We start from the raw sequence: 21,027 nt of genomic DNA on the forward strand, positions 1-21,027 counted from the left end.
AGCGGCAGCGCCTCCGTCACCGTCACCGGCGACGTGTCTCCCAGCACCTCTTCGACGTGCAGGACGCGTGAGGACTCCAAGCGTGTTGACGTGAAGAGCCCGCGCCAGGTGATGAGCCGGGGCACGACATTGCCTTCCACGGCATAGACGGCCAGCGAGTCCAGGTCCGTGGGTCCGAGCGCCACCGGCGCGCCACCTGCCTCCAGGACACCCCACAGCGCGGCCAGCTTCTCCGGCGACGCACGCAGGCAGAGCGCCACGGGTTCTCCCGGCCGGAGTCCCTGCTCGCGCAGCCTCGACGCGAGCCTTCTCGCGCGGGAGGCCAGCTCCCTCCAGGTCCAGGTCCGCCCGGCCTGCTCCACGGCGACTGCGTCTGGCTGCCGCAGCGCATGTTCGCGCAGCCGTGCGGGCAGGACGGGGGCCTGCGGGACGGGCGGGGGAACGGGCCATGCGCTTCGTTCGGCATCGGTGGCCAGCGGCAGGCGGGAGAGGGGCTCCTCGGGCCGGGCCAGTGCGGCTCCGAGCAACACCTGGAGGTGCTCCAGCATCCGCCGTGCGGTGGAGGCGTCGAACAACTCCGTCGCGTACTCCACCGCGCCGTGAATGCGGCCGGGTTCCTCGGTGAGGATGAGCGTCAGGTCCGACAGCGTGGCGCCCCACTGCACGGGCGTGCCCGGCACTTCGATGAAGGTGCCTCGTGCCCCGACGGCCGCCAGCGCGTCGCCGCCCATTTCCAGATTGGAGTGGTAGACGAACACCGTGTCCGTCATGCGCTCCCGGCCGATGTCGCGCCCGGGGACGAGCTGTTCGACGAGCATCTCGAAGGGCACGTCCGGCCGCGACTGCACGTCCGTGACCTCGCGTCGCACGCGGTGCAAGAGTTCGCGGAAGCTCGGGTCATCCCCCACGTGGGTGCGGAACGCGGCCGAGTGCGCCACGTAGCCGATGAGCGGCAGCAGCTCCGGCCTCGTGCGGTTGCCGATGGGCGTGCCGACGATGAGGTCCGCGTGGCCGGTGTAGCGATGCAGGAGCGCGTTCCATGCGGCGAGCACCGTCATGTACGACGTGAAGCCCTCGCTGCGTCCGAAGGCGACGAGCGCCTCGGCGAGCTCCGGTGGGAAGTCCAGCACCATGCGCTCGGAGGTGAGCGGGCAGCTCGCGGGCCGGGGCCGGTCCGTGGGGATGCCGAGCTGCCTGGGCATGCCTGCCAGACGCTGACGCCACCACTGCTCCTGTTCGGGGAAGCGCTCCTCCGCGAGTGACTGCCGCTGCCACGCGCCGAAGTCCGCGTACTGCACGGGCAGGGGCGCCAACGGGGACGGCTGGCCCTGGATGAAAGCGGCATAGAGCTGGCCCACTTCCTGGAGGAAGAGGGACGTGGAGAGCGTGTCGCAGACGATGTGATGGATGGCGCAGACCAGCAGGTGCAGGTCCGCGCGCAGGCGCACGAGCGTGGTGCGCAGCACGGGGCCTCGCACCAGATCAAAGGGGCGCGCGGCGTCCTCGCGGGCGATGCGGAGCGCGGCCTCCTCGCGTTCTCCGGGCGTGCCTTCCACCTGCACGATGGGAAGCGGGATGCGCACGTGGGGATGGAAGCGCTGCACGGGACGGCCGTCCACGGCGTCGTAGGTGGTGCGCAGGGCTTCGTGGCGCTGGACGACCTCCTGGATGGCCCGCTCCAGGATGGCTGCGTTGGCGGGGCCTTCCAGGCGCAGGACGAAGGGAATCGTGTACGCGGACAGGCCAGGGAGGTGCTGCTCCAGGCGCCAGACGCGCTCCTGCACGAAGGACAGGGGCAGTGGCTCCATCCGGGAACGGGGCACGAGCGGCAGTTCGCGCGTGGGCTCCCGGGCGGGGGCCTGTTGGAGCAGTGGTTCGATGCGGGATGCGAGCCCCGCGACGGTGGGTGCTTCGAAGAGGGCCGCCAGCGGCACCTGGACGTGGAAGGTGTCGCGGAGCTGATTGAGCAGCTGTGCGGCCATCAGCGAGTTGCCGCCCAGCTCCAGGAAGTTGTCGTCGCGTCCGACGAAGTCGATGCCCAGGCGCTGACGCCACAGCGTGGCGATGCGGACCTCCACGTCACCGCGAGGCGCGTCCTCACGGCCTCCTGGAACTGGGAGGGCAGGGTGCTCCTCGGGCGGAGGTGCCACTGGTGCGCTCTTGCTGGTGGGCACAGCAGAGGACGGACCTGGCATGTCGATGCGAGCGCGCGAAGCCGGAGACGACGTGAGCGTGTCGGTGAAGGAGGTCACCTGTGCCTGCGCTGGTGCGCCCATCGCGGGCTTGTCGGTCAGGCCTGCCGTCGCGTGATCACGGAAGACCGGAGCGGAGACCTGAGGGAGGTCGCTGGCCGGGTCCATGCGAGGCGCGGACACGGTCACCATGGGCGCAGGCGCAACGTTCTGTCCCGCGGATCCCATCTCGCTGGCCGCACCGTCCTGTCCGCGAGGCTCCACCCAGCAGCGCTTGCGCAGGAACCTGTACGTCGGCAGGTGCACGCGGCGACGCTGCTCGTGGGCGTAGAGCGCGGTCCAGTCCACCTCCAGGCCCTGCACCCACAGCTCGCCCACGCACTGGAGCAACCCCGACTGCTCCGTCGTCGCACCGCCCCGGCGCAGCGACGCGAGCGCCTTCACGCGCTCCCGGTCCTCGCCCAGGCACGCGCGGATCAGCGGGGTGAGGTCCTGGCCGGGCCCCACCTCCAGCAGCACGCTGCACCCTTCCTCCAGCAGGGTCCCCACCGCGTCCGTGAAGCGCACGGGCTGCCGCATCTGCGTGGCCCAGTACTCCGGCGCGGACAGCTCGCCCGGACGCGATAGCGCCCCCGTGAGACTGGAGACGTACCGCACGGAAGGCTCGTTCCGCAGGAGCGCACCCACCGCGCGCGCCAGCTCCGCCATCAACGGCTCCACGTCCGCCGAGTGGAAGGCATGCCCCGACGGCATGCGCACCGCGCCCGCCTTGCGCTGCTGCAACACCGCCTGGATGCGCTCCACCTCGTCCACGGGTCCGGAGACCACACACCGGTCCGGCGCGTTGATCGCCGCGAGCGTCAACCGTCCGGACAGCAGCGGCTGGACCTCCGCCGCCGGCAGTGCCACACCGAGCATCGCGCCCGGCGGCATCCGGTGCATCAGCTCCCCTCGAACCACGGCCAGCCGCAGCGCATCCGGCAGCGAGAGCACGCCCGCGACACACGCTGCGGCGTACTCCCCGAAGCTATGCCCCAGCACGGCATGAGGAACGATGCCCCACGCCTGCCACAGCCGAGCCAGCGCGACCTGCACCGTGAACAGGGCCGGCAGTGCGACCCGGGTGTCGGAGAGCATCGCGGACGCCTCCGCTTCCTGGCCCGGTCCCGGACGCAGCAGCGTTTCCACCCGCGAACGCAGCGGCGCATCCAGCCGCGCCAGGCACGCATCCACCTGCGCGCGGAACGCGGGCACGGACGCATCCAGCTCCCGGCCCATGCCCACCTGCTGCGAGCCCTGTCCGGAGAAGACGAACGCCACCCGCTTGCGGCGCGCGCCCTCCACGTCCTTCAAGCGCGTGGGCGTGGCCGTCTTGCGAAGCTGCTTCGCCAGGTCCGCCGCATCCCGAGCGACCACGGCTCTCCGGTACTCGAAGGCCCGGCGTCCCATTGCCTGCGTGTACGCGGCGTCCGCGAACGCCCCTTCATCCCCAGCGACCTCCACGGAGAACCGGGCCGACAACGCCTCCAGCGACTCAGGAGAGCGCGCCGACAACACGCGCAACGCCAGTTGCTTCGCCGCCGCCTCCAAGGCTTCCGGCGAACGAGCGGACAGCACCTGAACCGCCAGCTTCAACGACGCGGCCTCCAGCGCCTCCGGAGACCGGTCCGCCAGCACGTGCGACGCCAGCGCCAGCGCTCCTGCCTCCAGGGACTCCGGCGAACGCGCCGACAGCACGAACAGCTGGTGCGAGCGCGTCGTGGGCCCGCTCCGGACGACGGGCGCCTCCTCCAGCACGGCGTGCGCATTCGTCCCGCCCACGCCAAACGAGCTCACCGCCGCGCGTCGTGGCGTCATCCCCCGAGGCCAGGGCCGCAGGCGCGTGTTGACGAAGAACGGTCCCGCGTCGAAGTCGATCCTCGGGTTCGGAGACTCGAAGTGGAGGCTGGAAGGAATCTCCTCCTCGCGCAGCGACAGCGCGACCTTGATGAGCCCCGCGAGCCCCGCCACCGTGTCCAGGTGGCCCACGTTCGTCTTGAGCGACGCCAGCGGGATGGTGCCCCGGTGCTCGGGCCCCAGGCCGTAGGCGCGCTGGAGCGCCGCGACCTCGATGGGGTCGCCCAGAGGGGTCGCCGTCCCGTGTGCCTCCACGTAGCCGATGTCCGTCGCCGACACGCCCGAACGGCGGAGCGCCTGCGTGATGACGGTCGCCTGGCCCTGCACGCTGGGCGCCGTGAAGCCGGACTTGTCGCGCCCGTCGTTGTTGACGGCGGTGGCTCGGATGACGGCGTGGATGGGGTCGCCGTCGCGGACCGCGTCCTCCAGCCGCTTGAGCACCACGGCCGCCACGCCGCTGCCGGAGACGGTGCCCTTGCCCTGCGCATCGAACGCGCGGCAGTGGCCGTCCGGGGAGTAGATCATCCCCTCCTGGTGCACGTAGCCGGTGCGCTGCGGCACCGACAGCCGCGTCGCGCCCGCGAGCGCCACGTCCGACAGGCCGGACAGCAGGTTCTGACACGCGACGTGCACCGCCACGAGCCCCGTGGAGCACGCCGTGTACACGAGCATGCTCTCGCCCGTGAGCCCCAGCTTGTAGGACACCTTCGTCGGCAGGCTCTGGTAGGTCGCGGTGCCGTACAGCTCGAAGAACGCCGCCGAGTCCAACGGCAGGTGCCGCTGCACCTCGTTCGCATAGCCGGATTCGTTCGCTCCCGCGAAGAGGGAGATGACGCCCGGGAAGCGCGCGGGGTCGATGCCCGCGTCCTCCAGCGCCGCCCACGCGCACTGGAGGAACATCCGCTGCTGCGGATCGGTCCACTGCGCCTCGCGCAGGGACATGTCGAAGAACGCGGGATCGAATTGGTCGATGTCCGCGAGCACACCCTGCGCGGGCACGAACCCCGGATGCTGTGTCAGGGACACGCCCGGAGGCAGGCCGGGCATCGGCTCCAATTCCTCGGGAGTGAAACGGGAGATGGACTCCACGCCTTCACGCAGGTTGCGCCAGAACTCCTCCACCGACTCCGCGCCTGGGAAGCGCCCGGACATGCCGATGATGGCGATGGCGTTCGACGGCAACGTTGGCGTCGTCTCCGGCTTGGCTGTGGGCACGGACTGGGCAGGCATGGAGGGTTCAGCCGGTGTCGCGGGAGGAGTGGCCACTGGGGCGGGCACGGGACGCGCGGGCAGTCCCTCTCGCTCCAGTCGCCGGGCCAGTCCGTGGACCGTGGGGTGTTCGAACAGCCAGACCACGGGCACGTCGCGCTGGAGCGCTTCGTGCAACCGGCTGGCGACGCGGACCACGGTGAGCGACGTGCCACCCAGGTCCTCGAAGAAGTGGTCGTGGACGCCCACGCTCCGGGCACCCAGTTCCCGCGCCCAGATGGCGGCGAGCTGTTCCTCCAGCGGATCCGCGGGCTCCACGAAGCGTCCCTTGCGGGCACTCGCCGCGACGTCCGGCGCGGGCAGGGCCTGGCGGTCCAGCTTGCCGGTGGCGGTGAGGGGCAACACGGGCAGCGGGACGAACGCGGCCGGGACCATGTACTCGGGCAGCCGCTGCCGCAGGTGTTCGCGCAGCGCCTGGACGTCCAGCGTTCCGGTCACCACGTAGGCCACGAGCCGCTTGTCGCCGGGGACGTCCTCGCGCACGAGCACGGCCGCGTCGGTGAGGGCGGGCCAGTCCCGGAGGGCGGCTTCGACCTCGGACAGTTCGATGCGGTAGCCGCGCACCTTCACCTGGGTGTCGATGCGGCCCAGGAACTCCAGGCTCCCGTCCGCGCGCCAGCGCACCCGGTCTCCCGTGCGGTACACGCGCTCTCCGGGCGTGGTGGCGAAGGGGTGGGGGATGAAGCGCTCGGCGGTGAGGTCCGGACGGGAGAGGTAGCCTCGCGCGAGTCCGTCCCCGCCGATGAGCAGCTCACCCGGAACGCCCACGGGCACCGGCCGCAGCGCGCCGTCCACCACGAACGTCCGCGTGTTCGGCAGCGGAGGCCCGATGGGAATCGCTTCGGCCGGGACGTCGTCGGGCCGCTCCATGCGGAGGCAGCAGGTGAAGACGGTGGCCTCGGTGGGGCCGTAGCCGTTGACCACCGGAAGGCCCAGCGTCTCCACCACGCGGCGCGTGTGCGTGGGGGACAGGACGTCCCCGCCAACGAAGAGCTGTCGCAATCCGCGCAGCACCTCCTGCTTCACGTCCACCACCTGCGCGAACAACCCCGCGGACAGGTAGAGCGACGTGACGCCATGACGGCGGATGATCTGTCCCAGCAGCTCCAGGTCGGTGGGTGGCTGCGGCGGGAATACCACGAGCCTTCCGCCGGACAGCAGTGGCCCCCACAGCTCCAACGTCGACGCGTCGAAGGACAGTGGAGCCATCAGCAGGAACGTCTCGTTCGGAGTGAACCGGGCCCAGGGGGCACCGTGGAGGAGCCGCAGCACGCCCCGGTGCTCCACGGCGACGCCCTTGGGGCGGCCGGTGCTGCCGGAGGTGAAGTCCACATACGCGAGGTTCCGCGAGGAGAGCGCCACGTCCGGAGCCGTGGAGGGCTGTTCCTCCAGGCGCGTCTCCTCCACGAAGACGCACGGCACAGCCTCCGCGACCGGCAGCGACGCCCGCAGCGCGCGAGTGGTGACGAGCAGTCGGGGCGGCGCGTCCTCCAGCATGAGGGCCAGGCGCCGCGCTGGATACGCGGCATCCAGGGGGACATAGGCCCCGCCCACCTTGAGGATGGCCAGGAGCGTGACGACGAGCTCCACGGAGCGCTCCAGGCACACCGCCACCAGCGCATCCGGCCCCACGCCCTGCGAGCGCAGCACCCAGGCCAGCGCATTCGCCCGAGTATCGAGCCGCGAGTACGTCAGCCGCGCGTCACCCGATTCCAACGCGATGGCCTCCGGACGCTGCGCGACCTGGAGCGCGAAGCGTTCGACGAGGTTCGACTCACGCGGGTAGTCCACCCCTGTGTCGTTCCACGCCGTGAGCACCCGCTGGCGCTCCTCGGGGGTGATCCATTCCACCTGGGCCAGGGGGACGTCTGGAGCGGCGACGACGGCGTCCAGCAACGTGCGCAGGTGTCCGGCCAGCCGTTCCACGGTCGAACGCTCGAAGAGGTCCGTGCTGTATTCGATGACGCCGCGCAGGCCGTCCGGAGCCTCGTGCAGCAACAGGCCCAGGTCGAAGCGGGCCGTGGCGTTGTCCACCGGCACGGGCCGCAGCGTGAGCCCCGGCGCCTTCAACTCGCCGGTGGGTGCGTTCTGGAGCGCGAACACCGCTTGCACCAGCGGGTTGCGGCTCAGGTCGCGAGCCACGTGCAGCTCCTCCACCAGCTTCTCGAACGGCAGGTCCTGGTGCTCGAAGGCGGCGAGCGCCGTGGCCCGGACCTGGGAGAGCAGCGTCCGGAACGAGTCCCCCGGACGCACGCGCCCGCGCAGCACCAGCGTGTTCACGAAGAAGCCGACCAGCCCCTCCAGCTCCGAGCGGTCGCGGCCGGCGATGGGCGAACCCACCAGCAGCTCCTCCTGCCGCGAGTACCGCGACAGCAGCACCTGCCACACCGCGAGCAGCGCCATGTAGGGCGTCGCGCCTTCCGAGCGGCCCAACGCCACCAACCGCTCCACGCCCGCCGCAGGAAGGTGGACGGGAAGCAGCGCCCCCTTCGTGGACTGGAGCGGCGGCCGCGCCTTGTCCGTGGGCAGCTCCAGCACCTGGGGCGCCCCGGCGAGCTGCTGCTTCCACCACGACACCTCCCGCGCCAGCACGTCGCCCTGGAGCCAGGAGCGCTGCCACACGGCGAAGTCCGCGGGCTGCACCGGCAGCGCCGGCAACACGGGTGTCCGGCTTGAAGCGAAGGCCTCGTAGGCGCCGACCACCTCGCGGACGAGCACGCCCAGTGACCAGCCGTCGGAGATGATGTGGTGCATGCACAGGAGCAACAGGTGCTCCCGAGCATCCAGGCGGAGCAGCCGCGTGCGCAGGACCGGTCCCCGTCCCAGGTCGAAGGGAAGGGCGGCCTCTTCCACGGAGCGCCGCTGGGCCTCGGACTCGCGGGACTCGCGGGGCATGGGGTTCAGGTCGGTGACCGGCAACTCCCATGCACCCGCTGGGTGCACGTGCTGGACGGGCTGGCCTTCCTTCATCGTGAACGTGGTGCGCAGCGCTTCATGCCGGGAGACGACGAGCTCCAGGGCGCGGCGCAACGCTTCCACGTCCAGCACGCCATCCAGCCGCAGCGCGGTGGCGATGGTGTAGTGGCTGCCGCCCGGGCGAAGCTGCTCCACCACCCACAGCCGCTGCTGTGCGTAGGACACCGGCAGGTCCCGGTCCCTCGACGTGGCGACGAGTGCCGGGATGCGTGGTCCCTCGACACGCGAGAGGAGCGAGGACTCCACCCGCTCCGTGAGCCGGGCGACGGTGGGTGCATCGAAGAGGGCGCGCAGCGGCAGCTCCACTCCGAAGGTCGAACGCAGCCGGGAGACGAGCTGTGTGGCCAGCAGCGAATGGCCCCCGATGACGAAGAAGTCATCGTGCAGCCCCACTGACTCCAGGCGGAGCAGCTCCTGGAACAGCGTGGCGATGCGCTGTTGGAACAGCGTCATCCGCTCCGGAGCCACGGGCCCGCCAGCGACCGAGCGCGCATCCGGACCGGGCAGCGCCTTGCGGTCCACCTTGCCCACGGGAGTGAGCGGCAGTGCGTCCAGCGACACGAACGCGGAGGGCACCAACGGCGCGGGCAGTCGTTCGGAGACGAAGGCGCGCAAGGCCGTTGCCTCCACCGGAGCGCCGGGCACGAACCACGCCACGAGGCGAGCCTCGATGACTCCCGCCACCGCTGCCTTCACCGAGGGGTGCTGCCGGAGGATGGCCTCCACCTCGCTCAGTTCGATGCGGAAGCCGCGCAGCTTCACCTGCGTGTCCATGCGGCCCAGGAAGTCCAGCGTCCCGTCCGCGAGCCAGCGCACCCGGTCGCCCGTGCGGTACAGCCGAGCACCGGGCACGCCACCCCACGGTGAAGGCACGAAGCGCTCCGCGGTCAGCTCGGGGCGCCCCAGGTAGCCCCGGGCCAGGCCGTCACCGCCCAGGTACAGCTCGCCCGGAACACCCACGGGCACGGGCTGCCCGTGCGCATCCAGCACGTACGTCTGGACGCGCGTCATCGGCCGGCCGATGGGCACCGACGTCGCGTGCTCCGGCAGGTCCACGATGTCGTGCGTGGTGACGCCCACGGTCGTCTCCGTGGGGCCATACAGATTCACCAGCCGGCCCGGAGGCCCCGCGTGAAGCACCGCGCGAGCCGCATCCGCGTTCGCGGCCTCACCGGCGTACAGGACCGTGCGCATCGTGGCGAAGGCATCGGGGACTTCGCGCGCCACCGTGTGGAACAGGGCCGTGGCGAACAGGGCCGTGGTGGCGCCCACCTCGCGCAGCGTGCGAGCCAGCTCCGCCGGAGCCAGCGTCACCTCACGCGGCAGGATGACGAGCCGCGCGCCGTTGAGCAGCGCGCCCCAGACCTCGAAGGTGGCCAGGTCGAAAGAAGGTGTGCCCGCCTGCACCATGCAGTCGTCAGGCCCGAGCTGGACGAAGTTCGTGTCCCGCACCAGGTGCACGATGGATTGGTGCGTGATGCCCACGCCCTTGGGGGTGCCCGTGGAGCCCGACGTGTAGAGCACGTAGGCCAGTTGCCCCGGCCGCACCGTGACGTCCGAGGAAGCGGGCGCAGGTTTCTGGCCGGATTCCTCCGCGTCCGGCTCCAGGCACACCGTGGGCAGGGAGTGTTCCGGAAGGGTGCCAAGCAGGTCTCGCTGGCCCACCACCGCGGAGATGCCCGCGTCCTCGAACATGAACGCGAGGCGGGAGCGCGGATAGGCGGGGTCCATGGGCACGTAGCAACCGCCCGCCTCCAGGATGCCGAGCATCCCCACTACCAGCTCCAGCCCCCGCTCCACGCACAGCGCGACCCGGGCCTCCGGAGGGAGTCCGAAGGCGCGCAGGCGCAGGGCCAGCCGCCGCGCACGTTCCGCCAGCGCCGCGTAGGTGAGCACCTGGCCTTCGTGCTGGACCGCGACGGCCTCCGGAGCACGGAGCACCTGCGCCGCGAACAGCTCCGGCACGGTGTGGGGCGCGAGCGGACGCTGTGTGGCATTCCAGTCCACGAGCACGCGCTGGCGTTCCGCGCCGTCGAGCAGCGAATGCTCTCGCACGGGCGCAGCGGGGCGGGCCGTGAGCGCGCCGAGCAGCGCCTGGAAGTGCACCATCATCCGGGCGACGGTGGCGGGTTCGAAGAGGTCGGTGCTGAAGTTCAGGTCGCCGCTGAACGCGCCGTTCCGTTCCTGGAGGCTGAAGTCCAGGTCGAACTTCGCGGTGGTGATCTCCCCGCCACGCAGCTCCAGACGGAGGCCGGGAAGGTCCAGCGCGTCCACGGGCGCGTTCTGGAACGTGAACGCCACCTGGAACAGCGGAGACCGGCTCAGGTCCCGAGCCCCCTGCATGCCCTCCACCAGCTTCTCGAAGGGCAGGTCCTGGTGAGCGTACGCCGCGAGCGTCGTCGCCTTCACCTGGGCCAGCAGCGTCCGGAACGAGGCCCGCGGATCGATGCGAGCACGCAACACCAGCGTGTTCACGAAGAAGCCGATGAGGCCCTCCGTCTCCGCGCGGTTGCGGTTGGCGATGGCGGAGCCCACGAGCACGTCGTCCTGGCCCGTGTAGCGAGACAACAGCAACTGGAAGCCCGCGAGCAGCAACATGAGCGGCGTGGCGCCCTCCCGGGCCGCCAGCGCCTTCACCGCGCCGGAAACGTCTGGGGACAGCGCCACGGGAAGTGACGCTCCCCGGAACGACTGTGCGAAGGGGCGAGGCCGGTCGGTGGGCAGCTCCAGCGCGGTGGGCGCGCCGTCGAGTTCCCGTCGCCACCACTCCAGCTCCGCCTGGAGCACGTCTCCCTGGAGCCACGAGCGTTGCCAGAGGGCGAAGTCCGCGTACTGGAGCGGCAGGGGAGACAGCGCCGGGGACTGACCGGAAGCGAAGGCCCGGTACAGCGCGCCCAGCTCGCGAGCGAAGACGCCGATGGACCAACCGTCGGAGACGATGTGGTGCAGCGTGAGCAGCAACCAGTGACGCCGTGAATCCAGCCGCAGCAACACGGCGCGCACGAGAGGCCCGATGCCAAGGTCGAAGGGCCGCGCGGCCTCGGAGGCTGCGTGACGGTGCGCCTCTGCTTCACGGTGGTCCTCGGGGGTGGACTCCAGCGAGACGATGGACAGCGTCAGCGTCGCTTCGGGATTGAGGCGCTGGACCGGCGAGTCCCCATCGGACACGAACGTGGTGCGCAGGACTTCATGTCTGCGCACCAGGGCCTGGAGGGACCGCTCCAGCGCCGAGGCATCCAGCGCGCCATCGAGGACCAGGATGCCGGGCACGTTGTAGAAGGCGCTGCCGGGCTGGAGTTGATCCAGGAACCACAGTCGCTGCTGCGCGTAGGACAGCGGCACGGGACCCGTGCGCGGCCCGGCCACGAGCGGCGGCGTCCCCGGTCGGGAGTCCTCCCGCGAGCGCAGGGCCACCACACGGACCGCGAGCGTCTCCACCGTGGGCGCCGCGAAGAGGTCGCCCAGGGGCAGCTCCACGCCTAGTGTCGTGCGCACGCGCGACACCACCTGCGTGGCCAGCAGGGAGTGGCCACCCAGGTCGAAGAAGTCCTCGTGGATGCCCACGCGAGGAACGTGCAGCACCTCCGCGAAAAGGGCAGCGAGCTGTTGCTCCACCGCGTCGCGAGGCGCGACGTACGTGTCCGCCGAAGCCACGGGGGCCTCGGGAGCGGGAAGTGCGGAGCGGTCCAGTTTGCCGTTGGCGTTGAGGGGCAGGGCGTCCAGCACCACGAAGACGCTGGGGATCAGGTAGTCGGGAAGTCGCTGCTGAAGCTCCGAGCGCAGGGCCCTGCCGTCCACGGACTCGCCGACGACGTAGGCCACCAGCCGCTTGTCTCCGGCGACGTCCTCGCGCACCACGGCCACGGCTTCATGCACGCCGGGCAGTCCGCGCAGGGCCGCTTCGACCTCACCCGGTTCGATGCGGAAGCCGCGCAGCTTCACCTGGAAGTCGGTGCGGCCCAGGAAGTCCAACGTGCCGTCCGCGCGCCAGCGCGTCCTGTCGCCGGTGCGGTAGAGCCGTGACCCCGGTGTCGTGCTGAACGGATGGGGCACGAAGCGTTCGGCGGTGAGGGCGGGCTGGTGGAGGTAGCCCCACGCCAGTCCCTCGCCGCCGACGTACAGCTCTCCCGGCATGCCAGGAGGGACCGGCCGCATCGCCGGATCCAGAACGTAGGCGGTGGAGTGGGGCAGCGGTCGCCCGATGGGAACGGCGGTCTCCACGGTGTCGCCTGCCTGCATCAAGTGCGTGGCGGAGAAGGTGGTGTTCTCGGTGGGTCCGTAGCCGTTGAGCAACACCGAGCCCGGACGCATCCGCGCCAGGTGTTCCCGCACGCGAGAGGCCGGGAGCACATCGCCGCCCGCAAGCACCTGCGCGACGGAAGCGAGGGTCTCCGGATGATGCACGGCCATCTGTTCAAAGAGGGCGGCCGTGAGCCACAGCGTGGTGACACCGTGCCCTGTCAGCACCTCTGCGATACGCGCGAGTGACAGCTCTCCCGGCGGCGCGAGCACGAGTCGGGCCCCATGCAGCAGTGCTCCCCAGATTTCGAGCGTCGAAGCATCGAACGCGGCTGGCGCAAGCTGGAGGAAGACCTCGTCCGGGCCGAAGCGAATGAAGTCGCTGTCCACCACCAGCCGCAACACGGCGCGGTGCGGGACACAGACACCCTTGGGCGTCCCGGTGGAGCCCGAGGTGAAGAGGACATAGGCCAGTCGGTCGCCTGTCGCGCGCGGCTCCGGCGGCGCATCGTCCGGACGCGAAGCCAGCCGGGATGCATCCGCATCCAGCAGCACCAGCGGCGTCATCAGCGACGGCAGTTCATCCGCGAGCGCCTCCCGCGTGATGACCATCGCAGCCCCGGACTGTTCAAGCAGAAGGGACCAGCGCTCGGGTGGAGCATTCAGGTCGATGGGGACATAGGCCGCGCCGGTCTTGAGCACCGCCAGCAGAGAGACGATGAGGTCTGGCGAGCGCGGCAACAGCACGGCCACGCGGCTGCCCTCGGAGATGCCAGAAGCACGAAGGTGGTGCGCGAGCTGGTTCGCCCGCGCATCGAGCCGTGCGTAGGTCATGCTTCCGGACTCGGATACCAGCGCCACTGCGTCTGGCGCCCGAGCGGCCTGTTCCTCGAAGCGGGCCGTGACGGAATGCGCGGAGAAGTCCAGGACGGCGGAGACGCCGCTCCAGTCCTCCAGCACCTGACGCCGTGCTTCCGTGGGCATCAGCGGTAGCTGTGCCACCGGGACCTCCAGTTGTCCGGGAAGCGCTTCCAGCAACGAGGCGTAGCCCTGCATCAACGCCTGGAGGAAGGCCGGGTCGAAGAGGTCGGTGTTGTAATGGAGGCTGCCGGTGATGCCGTCCCGTGACTCCTCCAGGATGAGGCTGAAGTCGTACTTCGACGGAGTGAAGGGAGGAGGCAGCTCGCGCAGCGTGAGGTCCGGCAGCCGCCACTCCGCGGTGGGGGCGTTCTGGAGGGTGAGGGTGACCTGGAAGAACGGCGTATGGCTCGGGTCGCGTGCGGGCTGGAGTTCCTCCACCAGTTTCTCGAATGGGACGTCCTGGTGTTCGAAGGCGCCGAGCGTCGTGGCGCGCACCTGGGCGAGCAGCGTCCGGAACGAAGCGCGTGGATCGATGCGCGCACGCAGCACCAGCGTGTTGACGAAGAAGCCGATCAGTCCCTCTGACTCCGAACGGGTGCGGCCCGCGACCGGAGCGCCCACGCTGACGTCGTCCTGTCCGGCATACCGGGACAGCAACAGTTGGTACGCGGCCAGCAGCACCATGAAGGGGGTGGCCCCCGCCTGTCTCGCCACGGAATGCACGCCGTCCGTCAGCTTCCGGGACAGCCGCACCGCGAGTTGGTCCCCCGAGAACGTCTGCGCCGCCGGGCGCGGCCGGTCCGTGGGAAGCATCAAGAGCGGAGGTGCATCCGCGAGCTGCTCCCGCCACCACGCAAGCTGCGAGGTGAGCACCTCTCCCTGAAGCCAGGAGCGCTGCCACGCGGCGAAGTCGGCGTACTGGATGGGAAGTGGCGGAAGCGAAGGACGCTGGCCGGAAGCGAAGGCCCGATAGAGGGCAACCAACTCGCGCACGAGCACCCCCGTGGACCAGCCGTCCGAAGCGATGTGGTGCGTGAGCACGAGCAGCACATGCCGCGTCTCTTCCATCCGTACGAGCACCGCGCGGAAGATCGGGCCCCGCGCCAGGTCGAAGGGCCGCTGCGCCTGCGCGGCGACGAAGTCCCGCAGCCGGGCATCACGTGTGCCCGGAGGCGGCAGGTCCTCCAGGTCCACGAACTCGAACGGGCATGGCGACGGGGGCGCGATGCACTGGACCGGCCCGTGGGCCCCGGAGGCGAACGTGGTGCGCAGCACCTCATGGCGTTCGATCAGCGCATCCAGGGCCTGCCGCAGCGCTGGAACATGGAGCGCGCCTTCGAGCAGCACGGTCCCGGGCAGGTTGTATGCAACGCCACCGGGCTGAAGCTGCTCCAGGAACCACAGGCGCTGCTGCGCGAAGGACAGCGCGAACTCGCCCTCCCTGCTCACAGGGCGCAAGGGAGGCGCCTGGAGGCCCTCGCTCCGGCCTCGTGCCTCCTCCAGCGCCGAAGCCAGGGCCGCGAGCGTGGGCGCCTTGAAGACCGCACGCAGGGGCAGTTCCACCTGCAACGCCGCCCGGACGCGCGAGAGGAGCTGTGTGGCGAGCAGCGAATGTCCCCCCAGCGCGAAGAAGTCATCGTGCACGCCCACGCGCTCCACGCGCAGCAGATCCGCCCAGAGCGAAGCCAGCTGCTCCTCCGTGGGATTGCGCGGCGCGACGTACTCCGGAGCCTCCCCCGAGGCGATGTCCGGCACGGGCAGCGCCCTGCGGTCGACCTTGCCGCTGGACGTCAAGGGCAGGGCCTTCAGCGAGACGAAGGCACCGGGCACCATGTACTCAGGGAGCCTCTCCGAGAGGAACGCTCGAAGGGCCTCCGTCCCCGCCACGTCCGTCCCTCCGACGAGATACGCCACCAACCGCGTGTCGCTCGCCGTGACGCCCGGGAGCGCCACGACGACGGCCTGTCGCACGGCGGGGTGCTGCTCCAGCGCGGCCTCGATTTCGCCCAGTTCAATGCGCAGCCCGCGCACCTTCACCTGGAAATCGGTTCGGCCCAGGTACTCGATGACGCCATCGGGCAGCCACCGGGCAAGGTCCCCCGTGCGGTACAGCCGGGCCCCGGACGTGTCGCTGTACGCGTCCGGGATGAAGCGCTCCGCGGTCAGGTCCGGGCGGCCCAGATACCCGCGGCCCACCTGCACACCCCCGATGAACAGCTCTCCGGGAACACCCTGGGGCACCGGCCGCAGCGATGCGTCCAGCAGCCGGATCGCCGTATTCGCCACCGGATACCCGATGGGCACGGAGCGCCCCAGCGCGCCGCGGACACACTCGTACGCGGTGACATCCACCGCGGCCTCGGTGGGGCCATAGAGGTTGTGCAGCCGCGCGCGAGGCAGCCGCGCCAGGCACCGTTCAGCCAGCTCCAGCGGCAGTGCTTCACCGCTGCACACCACCTGGCGCAGCGACGTGCACTGCTGCAGGCCGGGTGCTTCCAGGAACGCCTGGAGCATGGACGGCACGAAGTGCGTGACGGTGATGTGCTCCCGCGCGAGGAGGTCCGCCAGATAGTCCGGCTCCTGGTGTCCTCCGGGCCGAGCCACCACCAACCGCGCGCCCGTCATCAGCGGCAGGAAGAACTCCCACACGGACACGTCGAAGCTGAACGGCGTCTTCTGCAACACCGCGTCGCCCGGTGACAGCGGCAGCGCCCCCTGCATCCACAGGAGCCGGTTGACGACGCCCGCGTGCGCGTTCATCGCGCCCTTCGGCCGCCCAGTGCTGCCAGAGGTGAAGATGACGTACGCCAGCGCGTCCTCGGAGGCCACCGGAGGCGGCGCGCCGGACGGCTGCCGATCCACCTCCGCCCACTGGGAATCCAGGCGGAGTACCGGCACGGAGTCCCCAGCAGGCAGCCGCGCCACCAGCCGTTCCTGGATGAGCACCACGGCGGGCCGGGCGTCCTCGAACATCCACGCGAGCCGCTGCGCGGGCAGGGCCGGATCCAGCGGAACGTACGCCCCTCCGGCCTTCAACGTCGCGAGCAGCGCCACCACCAGCTCCAGCGACCGCTCCAGCATCAGCCCGACGCGAACCTCCGGCCCCACGCCCATGGATCGCAGGTGCCACGCGAGCTGGTTGGCCCGGGCATCCAGCTGCGCATAGGTGAGCGCCGTCTCTTCAAACGTGACGGCCACCGCGTCCGGCGTGCGAGCCACCTGCGCTTCCACCAACTGATGCAGCAGCACCCCGCGAGGAAACGCTTCCCGGTGCCCGTTCCACGCATGAAGCACTCGCTGCCGCTCGGCTGCGTCCAGGAGGGACAGCTCCGACAGGCGCGCATCCGGCCACGAGACTGCATTCTCCAGCAGGACGCGCAGGTGTCCCATCAGCCGCACCATCGTGACCTCATCAAAGAGGGCGGTGCGGTACTCGGCGGTGAGGCGCAGGCCGTCCGCCTGTTCGAAGGCGAAGAGGGTGAGGTCGAACTGCGCGAAGCCGCTGTCCACCAACTGCGCGTCCAGCGACAGCCCGGGCAGGCGCACGGTCGGAAGGGGCGTGTTCTGCAGGACGAACATCACCTGGAAGAACGGCGGTACGTCCAGGTGACGCGGAGGCTGGAGCACCTCCACCAGCTTCTCGAAGGGCACGTCCTGGTGCGCGAAGGCCTCCACCGACTTCGCCTGCACGCGGCCCATGATCGAGCGGAACGATGGATCCCCCGCGAGCGACGTGCGCAGCGCGAGCGTGTTGACGAACAACCCGACCAGCGGCTCCAACTCCGCGCGCGAGCGTCCGGCGACAGGCGTTCCGACCGTGAGGTCGTCCTGCCCGGAGTAGCGCAGGAGCAACGCCTTGAAGCCCGCGAGCAGTACCGTGAAGAGGGTGGTGCCCTCCTGCGCCGCCAGGGTTGTGAGCCGCTGGACGAGCGCGGCGGGAAGCATCGAGGACACGGTCGCGCCCCGGCTGTCCGCCTGTCCTGAGCGAGGCCGATCCGTGGGCAGCGACAGGACTGCCCGTGCATCCAGCCGCGAGCGCCACACGTCGATCGACGCCTCCAGCGCCTCCCCCGTCAATGCCTCCCGCTGCCACACGGAGAAGTCCGCGTACTGCAATGCCAGCGCGGGCAGCACCGGCGTCCCGCCCGAAGCCAGGGCCTCGTAGATGAGGGCCAGTTCGTGCACGAGCAGGCCCATGGACCAGCCGTCGGACACGGTGTGGTGCAGCGCGATCAGCAACAGGTGCTCGGTGGGGGAGACAGCGAAGAGCACGGCGCGCAGTAGGGGACCCTGCTCCAGGTCGAACGGCGCGCGAGCCTCTTCGTGCAGTCTTCGCCAGGCCTCCGCGGCATCCGCCACTGGCACCACGGGCAGGGGCACGTCGAGTTCGGGCGTGATGCGCTGCCATGGCCGTCCGTCCTGTTCCACGAAGGTGGTGCGCAGCACCGCGTGGCGGCTCACCACTTCGTTCAGGCTTCCCGCCAGCGAGGGCACATCGAGCAGGCCCTCCAGGCGTACCGAAAAGAGCAGGTTCAATCCGGTCTGTCCGGGCGCCAGCCGCTCCTGGAACCACATGCGCTCCTGGCCGAACGACGCCGGCACCCGCGACGTGGGGCGGCGCTTCTCTCGCAGCAGTTCCGCCAGCCGCGCGCGCTTCTGCTCAGGGGTGGAAGCCATGGGCCAGAGACTCCTTGGGAGGGGGGCTTGCGAACGCTCGGGAAGGAGATGTGACGGGTTCCCGGACTCGCGAGCGCGCGGGATAGTAGACAGGCACTCCGACACGGCCGCAGCGATTTGGTCGAGAGGGCCTGGCTGTCAGCCCGCTCGGGAGCGAGGCCATGCGGGCGCTGGAGACCGAGCGGGAATTCCGCTCCACGCCTGGTCTCTGGTGACATGTTTCAGCGGTGTTTCACCGTGGTGGTGAAACGCCCGCGCCTGCCGTTTCCACTAGACTTCGGGAATGCCCGAGCCCTTCCGGATCCGCGAAGCCGTGCCTGCCGACGCCGAGCGGATCACCCAGGTGCTGCGCGACGCCTTCGAGGAATACCGCGGCCGCCTGGATCCGCCCTCCAGCGCGCACGACAAGACGGAGGCCGTGGTGCGGCGTGAACTGTCGGACGGCGGCGCCTTCGTCGCGGAGGCGGACGGCATCTTCTTCGGCTGCGTGTTCTTCCACCCAAAGGTGGACCACGTGTACCTGGACCGGCTCGCGGTGCTGCCATCACACCGGGGCCAGGGCATGTCGCTGCGCCTCATGGACGCAGTGGAGTCCCGAGCGCGCGCGTTGGGCCAGACGCGCGTGCGGCTGTCGGTGCGGCTCGCGCTCACGTCGCACCATGCGTGGTACGCGCGCCAGGGCTACGTCTTCCATTCCCATGGAACGCACGCGGGCTACGCGTCGCCCACGTTCCTGGTGTTGGAGAAGACGCTCTGATTCTTCAGTCGCGAGGAGGCAGCGGAATGCGGCGGCCTTCGAGGTTGCTCTGGATCGCGGCCTGGATGACACGCACTGTCTCGCTCGCGCTCAGCGCCGTCACGGGCACGGGCGCGCCGTGGAGGATGGCGGCGCCGAGCTGCTGGTAGAACTGGCCATACGCACCAGGGACAGTGGCGACGGTTTCCCCCGAGGCCAGCAACCGGCCGTGGCGCTCCGCGGGTTCGCGGCCAAAGTCCGGATGGCCGGGACGCAGGCCCGCTTCGAGCTGTCCCTCCTGCGGATCCAGCGCATGCTTCACGTACGCATCCCGGTCGCCCTGCAACACGAAGCGGGGCCACGGCGCGTGCACCACGGAACCGGAGTGCAGCAGTACGCGCAGCGAGCCGTAACGCAGCACCAGGTGGAACCAATCCGTGCCCTTCGCGCCCGGACGTTGCCGGCCCAGGTCCGCGGCCACCGACTCTGGCAGGCCGAAGAGCTGCACTGCCTGGTCGATGAGGTGCGAGCCCAGGTCCCAAAGCGTCCCGCCGCCGGGCACGTCCTGCTCCTTCCAGCGATCCTTCACCTGGGGCCGGAAGCGGTCGAAGTGGCTCTCCAGGCTATAGAGCGTCCCCAGTCGTCCCTGCTCCAGCAACTGGCGCACGGTGAGGAAGTCGCCGTCCCAGCGCCGGTTGTGGAACACGGTGAGGCAAAGCCCGCGCTCCTTCGCGAGCGCGTCCAGCCGCATCGCCTCGTCCGCGTCCAGAGCGAAGGGCTTCTCCACCACCACATGCTTGCCCGAGCGAAGCGCCTGTCCCGCGAGCGATGCATGCGAGTCATTGGGTGTGCACACGACGATCACGTCCAGGTCTGGATCCGCCAGCAGCGACTCCACGGTGCCGGTGCGGACACCTGGCCAGTCGCGGGCCACGGCGTCCGCGCGGCTGGACGCCACGGCAGCCAGGGTGAACGAGGGCTCCGCGGTGATGAGGGGTCCATGGAAGCGCGAGCCGGACAGGCCATAGCCAAGGAGGCCCACCCGCAACGGGGAGCCAGGGACGCGAGCGGAGGTCATGGACCGCGAGGGTAGCGGGAAGTGGTCACCATGCGGACAGACGTAAGTGCCTGGCCCTGCCGCCTTCCCGACACCGGAGCACGCAGCAGGGCCCAAGAAGAGCGTCGCCCCATGCCGCAACCCGAAGTGGTGAGCCAGAACGAGCGGCGTTTCGGCGCGCAGCCGCGGGCCGCGATGTCGTGGGGGGGGACACCAGGCCAGGGGCAGAGGCGCCCGACCGGGCCCGGTTGCCTCAAAACCTGTCCGACTGTCGGACACGTTTCCGCCGCATGGGGCCCGAGGCCGCGCTGGCCCGTCAGTCGGCACAACGTCATGCGCGCACGGATACCAATGGGGTGCACGCACAGGGGCGCCCGACCGGGCCCGGTTGCCTCAAAACCTGTCCGACTGTCGGACAGGTTTTCGCCCCATGCGGCCCGGGGGCGCGCTGGCCCGGCAATCGACGCGGATCGTTGGGCTCGCGCATCCATGTCAGACCCCTGTGGTTGGATGGCGATGCTGGGACGAGGAAGGGGAGTGGGGATGGAACGGCGAGGACTCGTGGCCTATGTGGAGGCGCAAATCGAGCGCGATATCGCGCTGGGGCGGCTGCACCCGAGCGGACAATTCGGCTCCGAAGCGAAGCTGGCGCGCCGCTATGAGGTGTGTCGGGGCACCATCCGCGAGGCGCTGCGGCGGCTGGCGGCGCGAGGCCTGGTGGTTCAGCGCCCCGGACGCAAGACGCGCGCGGTGCCGCTGGATGAGTCGCTGACGCTGGAGAACCTGGGGCTGGCGCTGCATGACGCGAGCAACCCGGATGCCCGGTGGCTTCTGGAGGGCTACTTCAGCCTCAAGCGGCAGGTGCTGGTGGAGCTTCTGGCCGACTGCTGCGCGAGGGCCTCGGACCTCGACTTGGACCGGCTGGGGAGCACGTGCTACCAGCTCCAGGACGCGGCGCGCTGGGAGTCGGGGGAAGTCTGCGCGTGGGCGGAATTCGAGTTGCTGCGGCATGCGGCGCGGGTGGCGGCGCGTCCGGGGCACGTGCTCCTCGTTCAGTCCCTGCAGCGGGCCTTCCTGGGAGGAGCCGCCCAACTGCTGCCGCTCATGGGCGGAGAGGCGCTGCG

Annotated in this window: 4 protein-coding genes (1 of these 4 only partly in view); 2 read left to right on the top strand and 2 right to left on the bottom strand. The window is 70.5% G+C overall.

The genetic code is table 11. The features are described from left to right. Positions 1-18,110, bottom strand: partial view of a non-ribosomal peptide synthase/polyketide synthase gene (locus GTZ93_RS32780; RefSeq protein WP_161663192.1) — the 5' portion only. Its footprint begins 14,044 nt before the window's first position; only the first 18,110 of its 32,154 coding nucleotides appear in the window; its start codon is at positions 18,108-18,110; its stop codon lies off the left edge, out of view. A 283-nt stretch (positions 18,111-18,393) separates the two neighbouring features. Here GTZ93_RS32780 and GTZ93_RS32785 point away from each other — a divergent pair, with 283 nt between their 5' ends. Further along, a complete protein-coding gene (locus tag GTZ93_RS32785; protein WP_120576384.1) occupies positions 18,394-18,867 on the top strand; it encodes a GNAT family N-acetyltransferase in 474 nt (157 codons plus the stop codon). A gap of 4 nt (positions 18,868-18,871) precedes the next feature. Here the strand turns inward: GTZ93_RS32785 and GTZ93_RS32790 are convergent, their stop codons facing one another. Next, positions 18,872-19,888, bottom strand: a complete 1,017-nt coding sequence (locus tag GTZ93_RS32790) for an oxidoreductase (protein ID WP_257979089.1) — start codon at positions 19,886-19,888, stop codon at positions 18,872-18,874. Between the two features lie 552 nt (positions 19,889-20,440). Here GTZ93_RS32790 and GTZ93_RS32795 point away from each other — a divergent pair. Then, positions 20,441-21,027, top strand: a 587-nt coding sequence (locus GTZ93_RS32795; RefSeq protein ID WP_161663193.1) for a FadR/GntR family transcriptional regulator, incomplete at its 3' end; no start/stop codon positions are given.

Source organism: Corallococcus exiguus, assembly GCF_009909105.1.
Classification (GTDB): Bacteria; Myxococcota; Myxococcia; order Myxococcales; family Myxococcaceae; genus Corallococcus; species Corallococcus exiguus.

Excerpts from the sequence above, each read along its gene's own strand:
- GTZ93_RS32785 (WP_120576384.1), top strand. The coding sequence starts at position 18,394 with ATGCCCGAGCCCTTCCGGATCCGCGAAGCCGTGCCTGCCGACGCCGAG.